The sequence below is a fragment of the Corynebacterium glaucum genome (assembly GCF_030408855.1).
GTDB classification, from domain to species: Bacteria; Actinomycetota; Actinomycetes; order Mycobacteriales; family Mycobacteriaceae; genus Corynebacterium; species Corynebacterium glaucum.
The window spans coordinates 1,426,440-1,444,989 of sequence record NZ_CP047358.1 but is presented as its reverse complement, the minus strand read 5'-3'; the positions used below and the strand labels follow the sequence as shown (position 1 = coordinate 1,444,989).

At 63.0% G+C, this 18,550-nt stretch carries 19 protein-coding genes; 9 read left to right on the top strand and 10 right to left on the bottom strand.

Going from position 1 to position 18,550, the window contains the following annotated elements; translation table 11 throughout:
* Nucleotide 1: 1 nt before the first annotated feature.
* The 5 genes from CGLAUT_RS07060 to CGLAUT_RS07040 all read right to left on the bottom strand — a co-directional run bounded on the left by CGLAUT_RS07060 (nucleotide 2) and on the right by CGLAUT_RS07040 (nucleotide 4,440).
* The gene (locus CGLAUT_RS07060) at nucleotides 2–691 is read right to left on the bottom strand and encodes a metal-dependent transcriptional regulator (RefSeq protein WP_290184300.1); all 690 of its coding nucleotides are present in this window, start codon (nucleotides 689–691) and stop codon (nucleotides 2–4) included.
* 109 nt (nucleotides 692–800) lie between these two features.
* Nucleotides 801–1,793 (bottom strand): sigma-70 family RNA polymerase sigma factor, encoded by a 993-nt coding sequence (locus CGLAUT_RS07055; RefSeq protein WP_095660097.1) that lies wholly within the window; start codon nucleotides 1,791–1,793, stop codon nucleotides 801–803.
* 168 nt (nucleotides 1,794–1,961) lie between these two features.
* Nucleotides 1,962–2,396, bottom strand: a complete 435-nt coding sequence (dtd, locus tag CGLAUT_RS07050) for a D-aminoacyl-tRNA deacylase (RefSeq protein WP_290184297.1) — start codon at nucleotides 2,394–2,396, stop codon at nucleotides 1,962–1,964.
* Nucleotides 2,397–2,399: 3 nt separating this feature from the next.
* Nucleotides 2,400–3,932, bottom strand: a complete 1,533-nt coding sequence (locus tag CGLAUT_RS07045; RefSeq protein ID WP_290187080.1) for a DUF7782 domain-containing protein — start codon at nucleotides 3,930–3,932, stop codon at nucleotides 2,400–2,402.
* Nucleotides 3,933–3,984: 52 nt separating this feature from the next.
* Nucleotides 3,985–4,440, bottom strand: a complete 456-nt coding sequence (locus CGLAUT_RS07040) for a DUF3099 domain-containing protein (protein WP_095660094.1) — start codon at nucleotides 4,438–4,440, stop codon at nucleotides 3,985–3,987.
* A 48-nt stretch (nucleotides 4,441–4,488) separates the two neighbouring features.
* Between CGLAUT_RS07040 and CGLAUT_RS07035 the strand changes: the two genes are divergently transcribed.
* The 3 genes from CGLAUT_RS07035 to CGLAUT_RS07025 all read left to right on the top strand — a co-directional run bounded on the left by CGLAUT_RS07035 (nucleotide 4,489) and on the right by CGLAUT_RS07025 (nucleotide 7,166).
* Nucleotides 4,489–4,746, top strand: a complete 258-nt coding sequence (locus CGLAUT_RS07035) for a DUF3039 domain-containing protein (protein ID WP_095660093.1) — start codon at nucleotides 4,489–4,491, stop codon at nucleotides 4,744–4,746.
* Between the two features lie 68 nt (nucleotides 4,747–4,814).
* Nucleotides 4,815–6,530 (top strand): DEAD/DEAH box helicase, encoded by a 1,716-nt coding sequence (locus CGLAUT_RS07030; RefSeq protein ID WP_290187079.1) that lies wholly within the window; start codon nucleotides 4,815–4,817, stop codon nucleotides 6,528–6,530.
* A gap of 66 nt (nucleotides 6,531–6,596) precedes the next feature.
* A complete protein-coding gene (locus CGLAUT_RS07025; protein WP_290184293.1) occupies nucleotides 6,597–7,166 on the top strand; it encodes a DUF4190 domain-containing protein in 570 nt (189 codons plus the stop codon).
* Between the two features lie 64 nt (nucleotides 7,167–7,230).
* Here CGLAUT_RS07025 and CGLAUT_RS07020 read toward each other — a convergent pair whose 3' ends face one another.
* Complete coding sequence (locus CGLAUT_RS07020) at nucleotides 7,231–8,727, bottom strand: RNA polymerase sigma factor (protein WP_425551690.1); 1,497 nt, start codon at nucleotides 8,725–8,727, stop codon at nucleotides 7,231–7,233.
* Between the two features lie 216 nt (nucleotides 8,728–8,943).
* Entirely contained in the window at nucleotides 8,944–9,714 is a 771-nt protein-coding gene (gene ppgK, locus CGLAUT_RS07015) for a polyphosphate--glucose phosphotransferase (protein WP_095660090.1), read from the bottom strand.
* 46 nt (nucleotides 9,715–9,760) lie between these two features.
* Here ppgK and CGLAUT_RS07010 point away from each other — a divergent pair, with 46 nt between their 5' ends.
* Together CGLAUT_RS07010 and CGLAUT_RS07005 are read left to right on the top strand one after the other, a co-directional pair.
* Entirely contained in the window at nucleotides 9,761–10,621 is an 861-nt protein-coding gene (locus CGLAUT_RS07010; RefSeq protein WP_232507072.1) for an inositol monophosphatase family protein, read from the top strand.
* Nucleotides 10,622–10,747: 126 nt separating this feature from the next.
* Nucleotides 10,748–11,041 (top strand): DUF4193 domain-containing protein, encoded by a 294-nt coding sequence (locus CGLAUT_RS07005; RefSeq protein WP_095660088.1) that lies wholly within the window; start codon nucleotides 10,748–10,750, stop codon nucleotides 11,039–11,041.
* 23 nt (nucleotides 11,042–11,064) lie between these two features.
* Here the strand turns inward: CGLAUT_RS07005 and CGLAUT_RS07000 are convergent, their stop codons facing one another.
* Nucleotides 11,065–11,598: a DUF3093 domain-containing protein gene (locus CGLAUT_RS07000; protein WP_095661105.1), complete on the bottom strand. Its 534-nt coding sequence runs from the start codon at nucleotides 11,596–11,598 to the stop codon at nucleotides 11,065–11,067.
* Between the two features lie 167 nt (nucleotides 11,599–11,765).
* Between CGLAUT_RS07000 and dut the strand changes: the two genes are divergently transcribed.
* The 4 genes from dut to dxs all read left to right on the top strand — a co-directional run bounded on the left by dut (nucleotide 11,766) and on the right by dxs (nucleotide 16,577).
* On the top strand, nucleotides 11,766–12,194 hold the full coding sequence (dut, locus tag CGLAUT_RS06995) for a dUTP diphosphatase (protein ID WP_095661104.1): 429 nt from the start codon (nucleotides 11,766–11,768) through the stop codon (nucleotides 12,192–12,194).
* A gap of 138 nt (nucleotides 12,195–12,332) precedes the next feature.
* A complete protein-coding gene (locus CGLAUT_RS06990; RefSeq protein WP_290184286.1) occupies nucleotides 12,333–13,217 on the top strand; it encodes a DUF3710 domain-containing protein in 885 nt (294 codons plus the stop codon).
* Entirely contained in the window at nucleotides 13,217–14,494 is a 1,278-nt protein-coding gene (locus CGLAUT_RS06985; RefSeq protein WP_290184284.1) for a class I SAM-dependent RNA methyltransferase, read from the top strand. The genes CGLAUT_RS06990 and CGLAUT_RS06985 overlap by 1 nt, the downstream gene beginning before the upstream one ends.
* Before the next feature lie 70 nt (nucleotides 14,495–14,564).
* Nucleotides 14,565–16,577, top strand: coding sequence for a 1-deoxy-D-xylulose-5-phosphate synthase (gene dxs, locus CGLAUT_RS06980; protein WP_290184282.1), 2,013 nt, complete (start codon nucleotides 14,565–14,567; stop codon nucleotides 16,575–16,577).
* Here dxs and CGLAUT_RS06975 read toward each other — a convergent pair.
* Both CGLAUT_RS06975 and CGLAUT_RS06970 read right to left on the bottom strand, forming a co-directional pair.
* The gene (locus CGLAUT_RS06975) at nucleotides 16,561–17,856 is read right to left on the bottom strand and encodes an HRDC domain-containing protein (protein WP_290184281.1); all 1,296 of its coding nucleotides are present in this window, start codon (nucleotides 17,854–17,856) and stop codon (nucleotides 16,561–16,563) included. The genes dxs and CGLAUT_RS06975 overlap by 17 nt on opposite strands.
* Before the next feature lie 27 nt (nucleotides 17,857–17,883).
* Nucleotides 17,884–18,549 carry a DUF3000 domain-containing protein gene (locus CGLAUT_RS06970; protein WP_290184280.1) on the bottom strand — a complete coding sequence of 222 codons (666 nt, stop codon included), beginning with the start codon at nucleotides 18,547–18,549 and terminating at the stop codon, nucleotides 17,884–17,886.
* Nucleotide 18,550: the final 1 nt, after the last annotated feature.

The following is an 18,550-nucleotide window of genomic DNA, read 5'->3' as shown; positions in this document are numbered from 1 at the left end:
CCTAGTCCGTGATCTCGACGCGCAGTGCGTGGGCGAATTCTGGGGCTATCTCGACGGTTTCGTCGTTAACAGTGGTCACGACCACGCCGCCGTCGTTTGTGGGGGTGATGGTGACCTCTTCTCCTACCAGATCGCCGAGACGGACTAACGGATCCTGCACGTTGGTTCCCTGTTGGAGGATCTCGTTAATTTGCTTTACGACGACCTTGGTTGGAGCGTCCAGCCGCAAGTCGATGACTCGGGTACCAGCTTGGGAATGCGCACTCGATGACCCCAGTGTGTCTTCGATCGAGGGGATCGGGTTGCCAAATGGGGAGCGGCTCGCATCCGCGAGAACATCGATCACTCGACGCTCCACCGCGTCGCTCATAACGTGTTCCCAGCGGCACGCTTCGTCGTGCACCTGGTCGATGTCAAGCTTGAGGATGTCGGTGAGCAGGCGTTCGGCGAGACGGTGCTTGCGCATCACCGACGTTGCCAGTGCTCGGCCCTCGGGAGTCAGCGAAAGTGAGCGATCACGCTCCACGACGATCAACCCGTCGCGCTCCATGCGCGCGACCGTCTGAGAAACGGTTGGGCCGGACTGTTCGAGCCGCTCTGCGATGCGGGCGCGAAGGGGAGTGATGCCCTCTTCTTCCAACTCGTACACCGTGCGCAGATACATCTCTGTGGTGTCGACGAGATCACGCATGAGAGTGTTCCTTCCCGTGGCTTGAATAACAGCGTCCACTGTAGTGCAGGGTGGGGCGCTGCGAACGTCAAAAGACCCGGTGGGGCCACCGGGTCAGAACTGCTTGTGCTTAGAGTGCGTAATCGCGCAATCGGTCGGCGCGATCACCAACGCGAAGCTTGGCCATCACCTCGCGCTCGATCTGACGGACTCGCTCGCGCGAGAGACCATACTGTCGGCCGATCTGATCAAGCGTGCGGGGCACGCCATCGGTCAGTCCGTACCGCAAACGGATCACATCCTGCTCGCGCTGTTCGAGCCCGTTGATGATGTCCTCGATATCGTCGTGGCGCAGGGTGGAGACCACAGCGTCTTCAGCGTCAGTTGCCTCGGCATCCTCGATAAAGTCGCCGAGGGGTGCTTCCTCGTCCGCACCAACCGGCATGTCCAAGCTCACCGGGTCGCGGGATTGGCGGAGCAGCATCTCGATCTTGGACTCGGGGATGCCAGACTCCTCTGCGAGTTCCTCGTTCGTCGGCTCGCGGCCCAGGGACTGGTACATCTCGCGACGGATGCGGGAGAGTTTGTTGACCTGCTCCACAAGGTGGACTGGGAGACGGATCGTGCGTGACTGGTCAGCCATGCCACGGGTAATCGCCTGGCGGATCCACCACGTGGCGTAGGTGGAAAACTTGAAGCCCTTCGAATAGTCGAACTTCTCCATGGCGCGAATCAAGCCCAAGTTGCCTTCTTGGATGAGATCCAGCAGCGGCATCCCACGGCCGGTGTAGCGCTTCGCAAGAGAGACAACGAGACGGAGGTTGGCTTCGAGGAGGTGAGCGCGAGCTTTGCGTCCTTCCTTCGCCAGGATCTTCAAATCGCGCTTCATGGCGCGGGTGAGCTCCACGTCCGGATCATCCAATAAGTGCTGGGCGTACAGGCCGACCTCGATCTGCTGGGCGAGCTCAACCTCTTCCTCAGCATCGAGAAGCGCAGTTTTGCCAATACCGTTCAGATAGACACGAACCAGATCCGCAGATGGGTTGTCGTTCGTCTGATTTCGGCGACTGCCGCGGTCGACCTCTTCGGTCTCCGTGGCGTTGGCATGATCCGGTTGAGTCATGTGGCGATGCCTCCTCGATCACTGAGTTGATCACTGAGTTTTTGAATCCACCCAATAAACGCCCTGGGTCCCGAATTTGTTCCCGGTGTTACATCTCCGGGTGAGTTGTGCGTTCAGATTCGCACCCGTTCTGATATAAGTCCTGCTAGAGGCGAAATGTGAGCTTAATCACGATTCAACGACGACGGTAAAGGGACCCTCATTCACGCTTTCCACCTTCATCTTGGCTCCAAACCGCCCTTCCTCGACATGGATACCACGCGAGCGGAGCTCGTCTGCGATCTTTGCTATCACCGGCTCGGCCACCTCGCCGGCTGCGGCATCTGCCCACGATGGTCGCCGGCCCTTCGCTGTGCGCCCCATGAGCGTGAACTGGCTGACCAAAAGTACTGGCGCGCCGGCGTCGACAACGGAGCGCTCGCCTTCAAGAATGCGTAGCTCAGCTATCTTGCGCGCCATGGTCTCCCAGGAGGAAGCGTCGTCATCCGCCCCTACACCGACGAGGGCGAGCACGCCGCCAGTCTCCGGACACTCGATAGCCCCAACCGTCTCGCCATCTACGGTGACCGACGCGCGTGAAACTCGTGTGAGTACCGCCTTCATCTTCTATTCCTTCCGCTGGGTTGTCGGAGAAATCACCTCGGCGATCTCCGCAGGGACCACGATGCCATGTCTGATCAAATCCACGATGGCTGCCACCGCAGTGGCCTCGAGTCCCTGCAGCTGGTTCTCCGATGTCATGGAACGGGACGCGGCGAAAAGACCGACGACATCTCGAAGCGATAGCCCCTGAGGGTGGAGTCCTGCGAGCACCGCGCGCACTCCGGCGTCAATTTTATGGGAGAACCTCGGGCCGTCGGTTCGGCTGACTCGGGTGACTTCGCGTGTGAATCCGATCCCCGCCGAGGTATCCGCAAGGCTTACTTCTTCGAGGGCGACTCCAGGGCGTACTACAAAGGTGGAGTCGAGCAGCTCGTCAGCGCTTCGGCCGCGCAACCACCCAGCTCGCAGGAAGTATTCCTCCACTTCCGGTCCCAGTGGGTCGCTGAACGGATGACGCAACTCCTCAGCGGTGACCTCGGACGGTGCATCGCCGATGTCCCGGATAAAGACCCAGCCGAAGCCGATGGCGTGCACGTGATGCTCGTTGAAATGAGAAAGCCAAGCTTCGGTACGCTTTATAGCCTCGCGCGAGCGCGGGTCGAGCGATTCGTCCTTCAACCAAGTGGACACGTACATCCCGGGGTCCACTACATCACGCTGCAGGACCCACGCGCTCACTCCGGTGGAAGGAACCCAGCCGGCGACTCGGGACTGCCATGGCTCGTCCAAGGTGTGCACCCACGCACCGAGGATGCATGCGGTGCCATCAGCCGCGAGATGGTTGCACGCCTCTCCGACGACGAGCTCAGTTGCGCCGTCAAGTGAGAGCCCGGAATCGCGGTAGACGTGGCCCACCTCCGGCAGACCGACGACGAACGGCGGGTTGGCCACGATCCGGTCGAAACGCTCATCGGCCACGGGCTCGAACCATGCCCCCTGTCGAAGTTCGACGTTTCCTATGCCGTTAGCCGCCAGATTCACTTTCGCGAGTTCAAGCGCTCGCTGGTGAATGTCGGTCGCCACCACGCGCTCCGCGGCATCCGCCTGCGCGAGCGCCTGTACCCCGGAACCGGTGCCCAGGTCGAGGACGGTTTCGACAGGGGACAGTGGGGTAGCGGCCAATAGAGAAAGCGACGCGGCGCCGACGCCGAGCACATGGTCGTGGCCCGGAACGAGGTCGGTCACAGAGGCATCGCAGTCCGAGACGACGATGCGGTCGTGGCCGGCAACGACGTGGGGACGCACGTCGAACGCCACCTCCAGATCGCCGGAGGGGGTGTCGCGGATCAAAGAGTCGTCGATAAGCGAAAGTGCAAGCCTTGAGCCGAGCAGATCTGCAACCTGGTCTCCTGGCAGTGGGCGACGCAGGAGGAAGAAGCGGATGAGCCCGTCAAGCTGCGTGCCGGCGTGGGTGGCGGCGAGGACGACGCCTGGTTCGCCGCGGTAAAGGGCCTCGGTGGCATCCGGTCCGAGATGAGCGGCGATGCCGTCCGCCGTGAAGTTGGCTGCGGTGAGGATATCGACGAGATCCCGCATGACCTGCGGTTTCGGGGTGGGATGAGACAAGGCGGATCCTTCTGGCCAGGGATTAAGGCAAATCGTCGTGGTCGATGATAGTGGGGCGGTCTGCAGGCCCATCCGCTTCGAGCTGCGCCTGGCGGGCAGCTTCAAGGCGCATGGCCTCGCGTGCGGCCGCGGGCTTGTAGACGTTCTTCTGGCGTGAATCGCGGACCTCGCCCTGGCCGTTGGCGATCATGACGGAAATCCACGGCAGCGGCACCGAGATAGTGAACAGAACTGCAGCGATCCACCAGTTGTCGAACACGAACCCGGAAAGCAGCGCAAGCGCGATAAACGGCAGGCGCAGGCCCTGCAAGATCGCGTACTGCATCTCGCGACTGCGGCGGTTCTGTTCTGGGGTGTGCTGTGCATCGGTGATCAATGCGCGCTGGGTTCGCCTGCGGCGGGTTTTGCGCGACGCGGGCAGTTCCGCATCCACGTCGACCGTGTTCGGGTCGTCGAAATGTCCATCCGCAGCGCTCATGGTCTCCGAGGGTAGCCCTCCGGCTTAAGTTCCGGCGAGTTGTGGTGCATGATGGGAGGCGTGAAAACGACGACGAAGACTCTTGAGCGTACCGACCTACGGGAAGATTCAGCGTCAACCACCGACGACGGAACCCCGAAGTTCTTCCACTACGTGAAGAAGGATCAGATCGTGGATTCCGCTATCTCGGGCAAGATGGTCGTCGCACTGTGCGGGGAAACGTTTCCGGTGAAGAAGCAGGCGAAACCGGGTTCACCGGTGTGCGCCGAGTGCGAGCGCATTTACAAGGGGTTGCGCCGGCGGTGACTGTGCCCAGTGCAGGGCCTCAGCTGCGTGCGTGGCAGCAGGAGGCCCTCGACGCATTTTTGGCGGAGATGCCGCGAGACTTCCTCGCAGTGGCGACCCCGGGCGCGGGTAAGACGACGTTTGCCTTGACCCTTGCCAGCCGGTTGGTGGAAACCAAGGCTGTCCAGCGCGTGATCGTGGTGGTGCCGACGGAGCACCTGAAGCACCAGTGGTCTGACGCGGCCAAGCGCTTCGGGCTCTCCCTGGATCCGAACTTCACCAATTCCTCCGCGGTGAATGCTGCCTACGACGGCATCGTGGTCACCTACGCGCAGGTGGGCATGCATCCGTTCAAGCACCACGCGGTGGCATCGGCGCGGCGCACCCTGGTCATCTTGGATGAGATCCACCACGCAGGCGACTCCAAGAGCTGGGGCGACGGTGTCTACGAGGCGTACAACGACGTGGAGCATCGCCTCGCACTCACGGGTACTCCGTTTCGCTCGGACGATTCGCAGATCCCGTTTGTGCGCTACGACGAGGACGGCGAAGGCCATCTGGTGTCCCAGTCGGACTACACCTACGGCTACGCCGAAGCGCTGCGTGACGGTGTCGTGCGCCCGGTGGTGTTCCTGGCTTACTCCGGCGAAGCTCAGTGGCGCGACTCCGCCGGCGAGGAATACTCCGCGCGCCTCGGCGAGCCCCTGAACCCGGAGCAGACTGCGAAGGCGTGGCGCACCGCGCTCGACCCGAAAGGTGATTGGATCGCCGCGGTGCTCACCGCCGCGCACACCCGCCTGCAAAAGGTTCGCACAAACATGCCCGATGCAGGCGGGCTGGTGATTGCCACCAACAAGACCACGGCGCGCGCGTATGCGCGCATCCTCGAACGCTTGAGTTCGACGCCGGTCACGGTGGTGCTTTCCGACGAAGCCGGTGCCTCAGAGCGCATCGACGAGTTTTCCCAATCCACCACCGAATGGATGGTGGCGGTGCGCATGGTTTCCGAAGGCGTGGACGTGCCGCGCCTTGCGGTGGGGGTGTACGCCACCTCTGCGTCGACCCCGCTGTTCTTCGCGCAGGCCATCGGCCGATTTGTGCGTTCGCGCATGCCGGGCGAGTCTGCGTCCGTGTTCTTGCCGTCGGTGCCGGTGCTGCTCCGCCTCGCAGAGGACATGGAGGTCTCCCGCGACCACGTGCTGGGCAAACCACACCGCGAATCGGGCTGGTCGGATGAGCTGCTCGAGCAAGCGAACCGCACCCAGAACGAGCCCGATGAGGAGCCGAATTACCAAGCCATCGGTGCGTCGGCAGAGCTCGATTCGCTGATTTTCGACGGCTCGACTTACGGCACCCCGACAGTGGCCGGCTCTGAGGAGGAACAGGATTTCCTTGGTCTGCCTGGGTTGTTAGACGCGGAGCAGGTGATGACGCTGTTGCGCAAGCGCCAGAGCGACCAGCTCGATGCCCGGGAGGCCGAGGAGCGTGCCCGGAAGGCCGCTGAACGCGAAGCTCGGGAGAGGGCCAAGGTGCTGGGGGAGCCGGCACCCGGTCAAGCCGCTGGATCGAGTGGAGACATCCTCGCCTCCGCCAGCGCAGGGGGCGCCGCTCCAGTGAGTGCTGCCGAGGAGATTCCTCAACTGCGCAAGGAACTCAACGCCCGGGTAGCTATCGTTGCAGGCAAGACTGGCAGGCCCCACGGTGCGATTCATACCGAGGCCCGCAAAGCGTGCGGTGGTCCGCCGACTGCCCTGTGTAACGCCGAGCAGCTGCGCGAGCGCATCGCCTACCTCCGCGACTGGTGAACGGGGCTCGGTGCCTCCACATGTACGATGGGGCACACTTTTTACAAACAACACGAGAGGTTCGCTATGACGTATAACCCGAACGGCGGTCGCAACGATGGGCCGGATCCTTCCGGGTTCAACCATCCGGAGGGGTACTCGGCCTACGACTCGGGCCAGTCCGGGTTCGACAAAGCCGACTACGGGCAGCCTTACTACGGCGAGCAGTCATACGGCCAGCCTGGCGCCTTCGGTGGACAGGCGGTGCCGCAGCAGGTCAACAACCTGGCGCTTGCCTCGCTCATCGTCGGCATTATCGGCCTCGTCTTCATTGTGCTGTTCTTCCCGCTAGCTATCGTGCTCGGATTGGTGGCCATCGTGCTCGGCGTGATGGGCATGCGACGGGCTAAGGCGATCGAAGAAACAAACCAGTACGGGGTGCAGACTTCGCGCCGGGGTTTCGCCATCGGCGGTCTGGTGACGGGCATCATTGCGACCGTGGTTTCCGTCATCCTCATGGTCTTAGGCGTGAAGATTGCGCAGGATCTGGTGGACAGCGGAGTCGTCGAGGCCTGCGAGCAATACGTCGGAGACAATAAGGCGTTGGAAGAATGTCTGGAGCGAGAGCTGGAGAATAACCCCAACTTCCCGAAGTAGAAGTTCCGAAAGGGCCCCGGATTGACACCGGGGCCCTTCAATGTAGCTACCGCAGGCCTGCTGCCTAGTCCAGGTAGTCGCGCAGCACCTGCGAGCGAGACGGGTGGCGCAGCTTCGACATCGTCTTCGATTCAATCTGGCGAATGCGTTCACGGGTCACGCCGTAGACCTGACCTATCTCGTCCAGCGTCCGCGGCATGCCGTCGGTAAGCCCGAAGCGCAAACGCACAACGCCTGCCTCGCGCTCGGAGAGCGTGTGCAGCACATCCTGCAGCTGATCCTGGAGGAGCGTGAACGACACGGCATCGACCGCGACGACCGCTTCCGAGTCTTCGATGAAATCGCCGAGCTGGCTGTCGCCCTCATCGCCGATCGTCTGGTCGAGGGAGATCGGCTCGCGAGCGTACTGCTGGATCTCGAGGACCTTCTCCTCGGTGATGTCCATTTCCTTGGCCAGCTCCAGCGGCGTCGGTTCGCGCCCCAGGTCCTGCAACAGCTCGCGCTGGATGCGGCCAAGCTTGTTGATCACCTCGACCATGTGCACCGGAATGCGGATAGTGCGTGCCTGGTCCGCCATTGCACGGGTAATCGCCTGGCGGATCCACCAGGTGGCGTAGGTGGAGAACTTGTAGCCCTTTGAGTAGTCGAACTTCTCCACCGCGCGGATCAGGCCCAGGTTGCCTTCCTGGATCAAGTCCAGGAACGCCATACCGCGGCCGGTGTAGCGCTTTGCCAACGACACCACTAGACGCAGGTTTGCCTCCAAGAGGTGGTTCTTTGCCTTGCGGCCATCGCGTGCCACCGCGCGCAGGTCACGCTTCAGCGCCGGCGTGAGTTTCGCCTCCTTGTCGCCATCTTCGGTTGCGCGTTGCATCTCATCAAGCCGGTACTGGGCGTACAGGCCGGCCTCGATGCGCTTCGCCAGGGAGACCTCCTGCTCGGCATCGAGCAGCGCGACCTTGCCGATCTGCTTCAGGTACGCACGCACGGAGTCGGCGGAGGCGGTGAGCTGCGCGTCCTTACGAGCCTGGCGCAGTGCCGCCGATTCCTCGATGTCCCAGACGGAAGCTCCGGCATCCTCCTCGGAGCCATCTTCGTCGTCCTCATCATCGTCGGACTCAGCTTCGTCGTCGCCCAACTCGTCGTCACCCAGGTCGTCGCTGAGCGGGTCGTCGAAGTCGTCCTCTTCCTCGTCGTCGATTAGCTCGGGGTCGTAATCGATGTCACCGGACTCCTCGGAGCCTTCGATGCCGTCAGCGTCGTCCAAACCGTCGACAACCTCAACGGAGGTGTCCACCAGCGCGTCGTCCCCACCATCGAGCGCTTCGGTAGAGGCCGCCATCTTGGCTGACTTCTTCACCGTCTTTTTCGCGGTCTTCTTGGTGGCCTTCTTCTTTGCGGCTTTTTTCGCCGTCTTCTTCACCGCTTTCTTGGCGGATTTCTTGGCGGTCTTTTTCGCCGTTTTCTTCGCCGGTGCCCCGACTGCCTCCGCTGCGCCGTCGGACACGTTCACCGCCGCCTCATCGACGGGGTTGTTGCCTGAAGCTTCGCTGGCTACCACGTACGCCCTTTCGACTGTCGGATACTTCCCGCGCTCTCACGGTCTTCGCCGTGACGCGCCCCCTGGATGGGTGCTAGCCAACCAGGGTACGGGCTTACGCCCTATATTTCAGAACGCCCATAATAGCAATAGTTTGCCGGATTCTATTCCCGTGCCCCACCGTAGCTCGGCCAGAAGAGCAGTTTGCTTATCGACGCACCTTTGATCCGCCTAGAGTTACGGAGCAACATGCTCGTGCGCTGCCATAGCTGCGCCCACGATGCCCGCCCGGTTGCGAAGCCTGGCAGCAATCACCGGCACGTGAACGGTGAGCTCCGGGACCCATTTCTCCGCCTTACGGGAAATTCCGCCGCCCACAATGAACGCAGTGGGGTTGAACAGTCGGTCGTATTCTTTCAGCACGAGATCGACGCGCTTGGCCCACTTTTTGTAGCTCAGGTCTTCTGCGTCCTTGACGGCGGAGGAAGCCATGTGCTCGCACTCCGTGCCGTCGATAAGCAAATGTCCCAGTTCTGTGTTGGGGAACAGCTTGCCTTCAGCGAAGAAGGCCGAGCCGATGCCTGTGCCGAAGGTGAGGAAGATGACGGCGCCTTGCTTGGCGTCGGCTTCGCCGAAAGCGACCTCGGCGAGACCTGCGGCGTCCGCGTCGTTGAGCACTGCGATCTCGCGGCCGCCAAGCTGGTGGGTGAGCAGTTCGTGCACGTTGGTGCCGATCCATGAGGGGTCGATGTTCGCTGCGGTCATGGCCACCTGGTGCTTGATCACTGACGGAAGCGCGATTCCCACCGGGCCGTCCCATTCGAGCTGACGGAGGACTTCCGCAACCGTCTCTGCGACAGCTTCCGGTGTCGCGGGTTTCGGCGTGGTGATCTTGACCCGTTCCGAGACGAACTCGCCGGTATCGAGGTCCACGATCGCGCCCTTGATGCCTGATCCTCCGACGTCGACACCTGCGCCGAGATTGTTTCCCACTGCCACCTTGGTCATGCCAGGCAGTGTACAAAACCCCCGATGCCGGGGCACGATGGAGAGCATGCACGAATCGAATCCCAACGTTGCCACCGCTGAGGCACTGCGCGACCTTGCCCTCGACATTGCTGCCGATGCCGCTGACCTGATTGCCAACCAGCGTGACTTCCTGTCCAAGCACGGGTCGATCGCCCAAGTCACCAGCACGAAGACATCTGCCGTCGACCCGGTGACGGCGGTGGATAAAGCTGCGGAGCAGCGGATCACTGAACGGCTGCGCGAGGCGCGCCCGGATGACGGGATTGTGGGCGAAGAAGGCGCAAACATCGCTGGAACCACAGGAATCGACTGGGTGGTAGACCCAATCGATGGCACCGTGAACTTCCTTTACGGGCTGCCGGTGTACGCGGTTTCGCTTGGGGTTGCGGTGAACGGTGAACTTACCGCAGGGGCGGTGATCAACGTCGCAAACGGAGATGTGTATGCCGCCGCGGTGGGATGCGGTGCCTTTGTGGAGCGGCAGGAAAAGCGCACGGCACTGCGCGCCTCGCGGGCGCAGGACACGGAAACCGCGCTGGTGGCTACCGGTTTCTCCTACAACGCGAACTGGCGCGGCAAGCAGGCAGAGATGCTGCGTAAGATCCTGCCGAACGTGCGCGATATTCGCCGCTTAGGGTCTGCCGCGCTTGATCTCTGCCACGTGGCTGAAGGCAGGGTCGATGCGTACTACGAGCACGCCACCCATCCGTGGGATTACGCAGCGGGCGCCGTGATTGCCGCCGAAGCAGGCGCGACCGTGCGGCACCCGGGGTTGGCCGATAGAGCTGAGATTGGCGCGCCGCTCATCGCTGCCGCACCAGGGTTGTGGGACAGCCTCTACGAGCTGCTTGAAACGGCGGGTGCTACAAACGCGCTTGAAGCGTGATTCCTCCCCCGCTACCCCTATTGAGCAGGAGGGATGACAGACGCACCCCGGTGTTTTAGTATTCCGCTGAAAGCGCGCTGGACAGCGCGTGAAAAAGGCACTGCTTTAGCTGGAGGATTTCGCGTCATGGCTACCGACTACGATGCGCCGCGTCGTCGCATGGACGACGACATCGAGACTGATTCGCTCGAGGGCCTGAAGGCCGCCGAGGTTGCTGGAAGCAGCATGGATGACGATGGCGAAATCGTGGAGCCGTTCGAGCTGCCCTCCCAGGATCTCTCCGGCGAGGAGCTCAACGTCGAGGTGAAGCCGCGCCAGGAAGACGAGTTCACCTGCGCATCGTGCTTCCTAGTGCAAAACCGTAAGCGTCTCGCGCGCGTTGAGCCGGACGGCTCGATGATCTGCCTCGACTGCGAGTAGGTCCAGTCGGGTTTAGCCGTTAGTCAGCCGTTAGTCGTTTGCTGTTCCGGAACGAACGCTGCAAGAACCGCTTCGGGGTTGCGGGCAGACACCATCCAATACGGGGTGGGGTCGTTTGGATCATCGAGCACGAGCAGCACGTGCTCAGGGACCCAAGCGTGTGAGACGAGGAATGCCGCTGGATCGAGCTGCCGCCCGAGCGCATTCTGCCGCGCGGAAAGCGGGACCACCATTGACCGCGTGACAACCGAGTCTGGCAGGTTGGCGCCGTCGACCGTGAGCCAGCGGGTGCCGTCTGGATCCGCCTCTACGCGCACCACTGTGCTGGAAAGCCACGTAAGGAACCAACCGATCAGTGCGCCGACCACAATGAGCGGGACGACGAACCACCACACATTGCGGTTCAAAGCGAACTGGGCAGAAAGCAGCAGGGTCAGACCGAGACCTGCCGCCCACCAGTACCACGGAACCCACTGCCGCTCCGAGTAAAGCACCTGGGGTGCCGAGGCTGCGGCGCCAGAGACGGCTCCAGACTTCGAAACGTTGTTGTCGGTCACGGTTTCAAACTTTAGTTGAGGGTCAGAGCCGCCCACACCCGGGCTGGTCGAAGCTGCGGAGCGGGTGCTGCCGTACCCTGTGCTACGTGACGACTCCAGACTCTGCTGATGCGTTTACGACCCTGCCGCCGACCCTGCCGCCGACCCTGCCGCCGACCCTGCCGCCAATTCGTGTGAAGCGGCTCGATGCTGAGCTGCCCCTGCCCAAGCGCGCTCATCTTGGAGACGCTGGTGCCGATCTGCACGCCGCGGAAGACGTGACACTGCAACCGGGGCAGCGCGCGCTCGTGGGCACCGGCATCGCCATCGCGCTGCCGCTGGGGACCGTCGGGTTAATCCATCCCCGCTCCGGGCTTGCTGCAAAGCACGGCCTGACCATCGTGAACGCACCGGGAACCGTTGATGCCGAGTACCGCGGCGAGCTGAAGGTGTGCCTCTTGAACACCGATGCCTCCCAGCCCTTCGAGGTCACCCGCGGGATGCGTATTGCGCAACTGGTGGTTCAACGTGTTGAACTGGTCGAGTTCGAAGAGGTTGACGAGCTCGATGCTACGGCCCGCGGCGCGGCCGGCTACGGCTCAACGGGTACGCACTAGACGCGCAAGGCCTACTAGGCCCACTTCCAGGGCCTCCGCATCCTGAGAGATCGGCGATTAGGCTCGGAATACGTAAAGCAACACGCAGAAACGCGACGAAGTACCGTTTTAAACCCCGATACAGAAAGCGAGTACGCAATGGCATTGTGGCCGTTCGGCAAGAAGAACACCGGAAGCAACACTGGGCCTGACGCAAACGAGCCGCAGGATGCAGCGGTGCACCCAGAGGAGATTGTTACGGAGCCTGAGAGTGACTCGGCCGGACAGGCCCAGGCGGAAACATTAGCCGGTGACGCGGATGCGGAGCTGAGCGGAGCGCCTTTGCTCGAGGACTATGACCCGGTGAACGGCTCGACGGGCCCCTTCGACGGCGACTCGGTGGAGATCGAGGACTTTGACTTCACCGACTTCTCCGAAGTCACGCTAAACCTTGGCTCAATGCAGGTGCCGCTGCCGAAGGGCTCGCAGGTGCAGGTGGAGATGGGCGAGCAAGGCCCGAAGATGATTCACATTGTCACCCAGTACGGCCGTTTGACCCCCGTTGCTTTTGCCGCTCCGAATAAGGGAGGGCTCTGGGAAGAGTCGATCGAAGAGATTGCCGACGGGATGCGCTCCGAGGGCATGCCGGTCAGCTTCGAGATGGGCCCGTGGGGCAGGGAAGTTGTGGGCACTGGTACGAACGGTGCCATCCGCATCATCGGTGTGGATGGTCCGCGTTGGCTGTACCGTGTCACCGCCGCTGCACCCGCTGGCCGGGAGGAAGGCATGACGGAACTCGCGCGCGAGACCGTGGCGCGCTCCTTCGTTTACCGAGGGCAGGATGCAATCCTCGCCGGCAACTCGCTACCCGTGACGCTGCCGACACAGCTGGCGCAGCAGGTGCAGCAGGCGGTGCAGGCGCGCGCAGCGCAGCAGGACGGCGCTGAGGGGCAAGTACCGGCTGGCGGGAACCCAAACGCGCTGCAAGATGCGCTTCGCCAGATCATGGAATACAACAACCCGGAAAACCCGAACCGCCAGTAATGCCCTCGGCCTCACCACTGCTCACCCTCAAAATTGACCGAATCGCGCACGGCGGTGACGGCATCGGCACCGATGCCGATGGCAGGGTAGTCTTCGTCAGAGGTGCCGTGCCGGGAGACACCGTCCTCGCTCACGTGACTCAAGCGAAGAAGCGCTGGGCTCGCGCGGAGCTCGATGAGATAGTTTCGGTGTCCGATCTCCGCGTCCCCCATGCGTGCCCCGCGGCTGCGGCGGGGGCCGGATGCTGCGATTACAGCCACATCGACCCCGCAGCTCAACTCGGGTTAAAGCTCGAGGTGCTGGCCGGCCAGTTGCGATCGCTTGCGAAGGGGTCGTCGGTCTTCGACGGCACCGTTTTTGAACCTCTTGAACCTTTTGAACCCGGCCTTGAATCCGCTATTGAGACGATCGGGCTGCAACCACACCAAGGGTGGCGCACGCGCGTGCGCCTTGGTGTCGACGCCGAGGGGCGGGCCGGGGTTCGGCGCGCGCGCTCGAACGATGTCGTTGCATCGGAACAGTGCACCCAGCCGGTGGAAGGATTACTCGATGGGCTGGTGGGGGAGCAGCGATTCACCCCGGGAAGCGAAGTGGTCGCGGTTCGCGACTCCGAGGCTGCCCGCCACGTCGTGGAGATTGCGCGCAGCCCGCGTGGTCGCCGCGCCGAGATCGCGACCACGGTGAAGGAGGGCTCTGGCGAGGTCGTCGAACACCTCGAGAGCCCGGCGGGACATCATGCGTTTCGCTTCCCCGCGACCGCGTTTTGGCAGGCCCACAAAGCTGCGCCGCAGCACTACGCCGATGTGATCCGCGAATGGGGCGCGGCTAACTACTCGCGAGAGACAGCGTGGGACCTCTACGGCGGGGTCGGCGCGTTCGTGCCTGCCATTCACGCTGCGACCGGAGGTTCGCGCATCCACACCGTGGACAGCTCGGCAGCAGCGACCTCGGAGACCCAGGACGCGCTTGCAGGGATGTCGGTTGAGGTGCATCAAGGGCGGGTTGAAGGGGCCGTCGATAAGCTTGAAGCCCCTGGACTTGTGGTGTTGGACCCGCCGCGTGCGGGTGCTGGGGAAACGGTCGTTTCGGCTGTGGCTGCTGCGTCGCCAGAGCGGGTCATCCATATCGGGTGCGACCCGGCGACGCTGGCGCGCGACCTCGCGGCATGGGGCCGTGGGGGCTATGCGGTGTCGCGCATGATGCTTGTCGACGCCTTCCCGGCGACGCATCACTTTGAGACGCTGGTGTTGCTCGAGCCGCGGGCACCAAAGCGTTAACGAATGACAGAGGCCCGCGTGTAAGATTGCGGGGAAGTACGGAACTTCGGTCAAGGAGCGCATTTCTACTGTGAGACTGCTAGACGCAATTGCTTCCCCGGCAGACTTGAAGAAGCTGTCGCAGGAAGAGTTGGGCCAGCTCGCGGACGAAATTCGGCAGTTGCTGATTGAGAAAGTCTCAGCAACTGGCGGCCACCTCGGGCCGAACCTCGGTGTGGTGGAGCTGACGATCGCGCTGCATAGCGTGTTCAACTCGCCGAATGACCCGATTATTTTTGACACCTCGCACCAGTCCTACGTGCACAAGATTCTCACCGGGCGCGCGGACCAGTTTGACACGCTGCGGAAGAAGGACGGGCTGTCCGGCTACACTTCGCGGGCCGAGTCGGAGCATGACTGGACGGAGTCTTCGCACGCGTCTGCGGCACTGTCGTATGCCGACGGGTTGGCGAAGGCGAAGCAGCTCAGCGGCAACGGTTCAGACCACGTTGTCGCCGTGGTCGGCGACGGCGCACTGACCGGCGGCATGTGCTGGGAAGCGCTGAATAACATTGCGGCGGGCGAGCGCAACGTCGTGATCGTGGTCAACGACAACGGCCGCTCCTACGCACCGACCATCGGCGGGTTTGCCCGCAACCTGACGCGCCTGCGCGACCAGTTCGCGCAGATCCGGATCCAGCCCGGCTACGACGAGGTGATGCAGTCCGGCAAGAAGACGCTGAAGTCGCTGGGGTGGGTCGGGGAGCGCACGTTTGAGGCGCTACAGGCACTGAAGGCGGGCGTGAAGCATCAGGTGGTGCCCACGGAAATGTTCTCCGAGCTGGGCATGAAATACGTCGGCCCGGTCGAGGGGCACGACCTGAAGGCACTGACCAACGCGTTCCAGTACGCGCGGCAATACGAGGGCCCGCTGATCATTCACGTGGCGACGGAAAAGGGCCACGGTTTCGCTCCCGCGGTGAACGACGAGGCCGACCAGATGCATTCCACCGGCGCTATCGACCCGGTGACGGGTGAGGCGCTGGCTGCGACCCCGCCAGGGTGGACCGCCGTATTCACCGAGGAGCTGCTGAAAGCCGGCCATGAGCGCAAAGATATTGTGGCCATTACCGCCGCGATGGCTGGCCCGACCGGGCTAGTGCCGTTTGCGGAGCAGTTCCCGGACCGCTTTTTTGACGTGGGCATTGCAGAGCAACATGCGGTGGCCTCTGCAGCAGGTCTCGCGCTTGGCGGCATGCACCCGGTAGTGGCGGTGTACTCCACGTTCTTGAACCGCGCATTCGACCAGATGCTGATGGACGTCGGGTTGATCGGCCAGCCGGTGACGTTTGTGCTGGACCGCGCCGGAGTGACAGGTTCAGACGGGGCCAGCCACAACGGCGTGTGGGACATGGCGATCTCCTCGATCGTGCCGGGCATCCGTATCGCGGCACCCCGCGATCCAGCCAGGTTGCGGGAGGAATTCAACGAGGCCATTGCGATTGACGACGGTCCGACCGTTGTCCGTTTCCCCAAAGGCGCTGTCGCGGGCGACATTGAGGCAATCGAACGACTCGACAACGGTGTAGATGTCCTCCGGGTTCCGGAGGAGCTCGCAGATGGCGCGGACGCGGACGAGACGCTCGAGGTCCTCATCGTTGCCGTTGGCACCTTTGCCGAAGCCGCTCTCGAGGTCGCCGAGGCGGTCGAGACGAACGGCATCCGGTGCACGGTCGTCGACCCCCGCTGGGTGATTCCGGTGTCGAAAGACATCGCGGACCTTGCAGTGCAGTCGGATCTGGTAGTGGTCTACGAAGACGGCGTCATCCGGGGTGGCATCGGTTCCGCAGTCGCTGAGGCCCTCTCTGCCGCTGAGATCGACGTGCCGGTACGCCAGCTTGCATTCCCGGACGTTTTCCCGCCTCACGCCTCGCGCGGCGAGATTCTGGCGAAGTATGGCCTAGACGCTGTTTCGGCCGCGCAACAGGTGCGCGAGTGGGCGCTGGGACTTGCTGACCGAGACGCCAGTGGCACCAGTGACGCCAGTGGCACTGACGGCGGTGCGGGAAACACGTCGCTGCATGTAGTCAACGAGTTCCGCTAGTTTTTCGGCCATCCCACCCGCCTAGCTGGCGGGTGCTGTACCAAGCAGCGCCACTGCGAACCGAGAGGAACGCTGCCGCGAGCATCGGGGCAACGATTTCGGCCTGCCACTGCCTGGCCCCAGCGGCGCACAGGCGGCGCACCGCAAAATCTGTGCCGCGGATCATCACTTCCCATTTCGCCTCGTCTGCTTCCGCTCGTTCAGCGGCAGCCTGCCAGATCACGTCGCGCAGCGTGGACGGCGCGAGTAAGTGTTCCGGGCTTATGCCCATCTTTGAAGCTCGCGCGGCAATGAGTTCGCGTGCCTCTACGTATAACTGCCACGACTCAGGATGGTTTCGTTCCCAGTTCCCCTTCGAGGGCGGAGTCATCGGGTCACGAGGCGCGCGTTCCGGCCACTGGTCTCGGGGGTGGGCTAGTGCCGTTTCGATGTAGCCGAACCATTGCGCCGTAGCCCGTCTCTGACGGCCAGGAAACCCGTGCACACGGGCCAGTTCGCTCGGGGTATTTGGGACGGCTTTCGCGATCTCAATAATGACGCGGTTTGGAAGCACGACGCCGGGAGAGACATCGCGCTCGAGTGCTATAGCGTCGCGTTCGTGCCAAAGTTCCTTTGCGATCTGGAGGCCTGCCTGCGTGCGCACCGCGGAAAGCCCTTTGAGGTCGCGCCACGTTTTCGGCTCGACAGTTGCGAGTGAGCGAGACGCCACGAGGTAAGCGAACTCCTCCTCCGCGTAGGAGAGGAAATCTTGCTGGTCGAGTTGCTCAGTCAGCGCGTCGGCGAGGTCATGGAGGTACGCGACATCAAGCGCCGCGTAGTCAAGCCAGTCCTGGGGCAGCGGAAGGGTCGACCAGTCTTCCCGGCCGTGCCCTTTCTCCAACTCAACGCCGGTGAAGTGGTGCACCATCGCGCCTAGGTTCGGGCGCTCAAAACCGGCAAAACGCGCGGCCAGCTCTGTGTCGAACAACCTCCCGGGATGGAGTCCAAGTAGCGCCAAGCTCGCGAGATCTTCCCCGGCGGCGTGCACGATCCAGTCTTCGCCGTTGACCACCGGGCCAAGTTGCGTAGTGAGCGCTTCCCTGTGGCCCTCCGGTGCAAACAGGAAGGTACCGGCATCGCGTCTGTGGATCTGAATCAGAAACGCCCGGTCGTCGTAGCGGAAGGCGGAAGCGCGCTCCGTATCAATCGCAAACGGACCGCGACCAGAAGCCAGAGCGTCGGCTGCCTGGGAAAACCCCGCCGGGGTCGCTACAAGCTCATACTCCAGGCGTTTTGTCACAACGGGAAAGTGTACAGGGTGGCTGGCTTACTGCCTGCCCAACTCAGTGACACCTTCCGGCGGGAGGCCGGCGACGAGCGCGAGCACTGCAGCGAACGCCTCAACGTGGGAAGACAGGTCGAGCCCCTCGGCGGTCCAGGAGGCGCGCATCTCCAACTGGTACGCGCGCGGAGGGCCACCGATCTCACCGAACCGCACCGATGCGGTCGAGGTGACGGTGCCACCCAGGTTGGTAAACCCAGCACCGGTCTCCGCCAACGATTCATTGAGCCACTGCCAAGCCACGTCGGGCAGGAGCGGATCAGAGGCCACTGCGTCATCCATGTCGGCCTGGATGTACGCCACCAGACGCATCGAACCCTCCCACGCCTCTTCGGCGTCGGGGGAGTGCAACAGAATCAAACGGCCGAACGCGTCGCCTTCGGAGTCGATAGGGATGTGGCCGTGGGTGTCTTCGCCAAGGTCCACTTCCAAGCCCACCGCGTGGCTGTACGGCGCTGGGCGCTGGGGTGGGCGGATGGTGCCCAGGGTGATCTCCGGGCGTAGCTTGGCAGCGTGCATGGATTCCACTGCTGCCGAGAACTCGGCGGGTGTAGCAGCCTGCGTTCCCGCAGTGTCGTTGCCGTTTCCACCGTTGCCGGCACCGCCGACAGCACTGACGGTCGGGGCGGGAGAGGTGTCCGAATGCTTCACA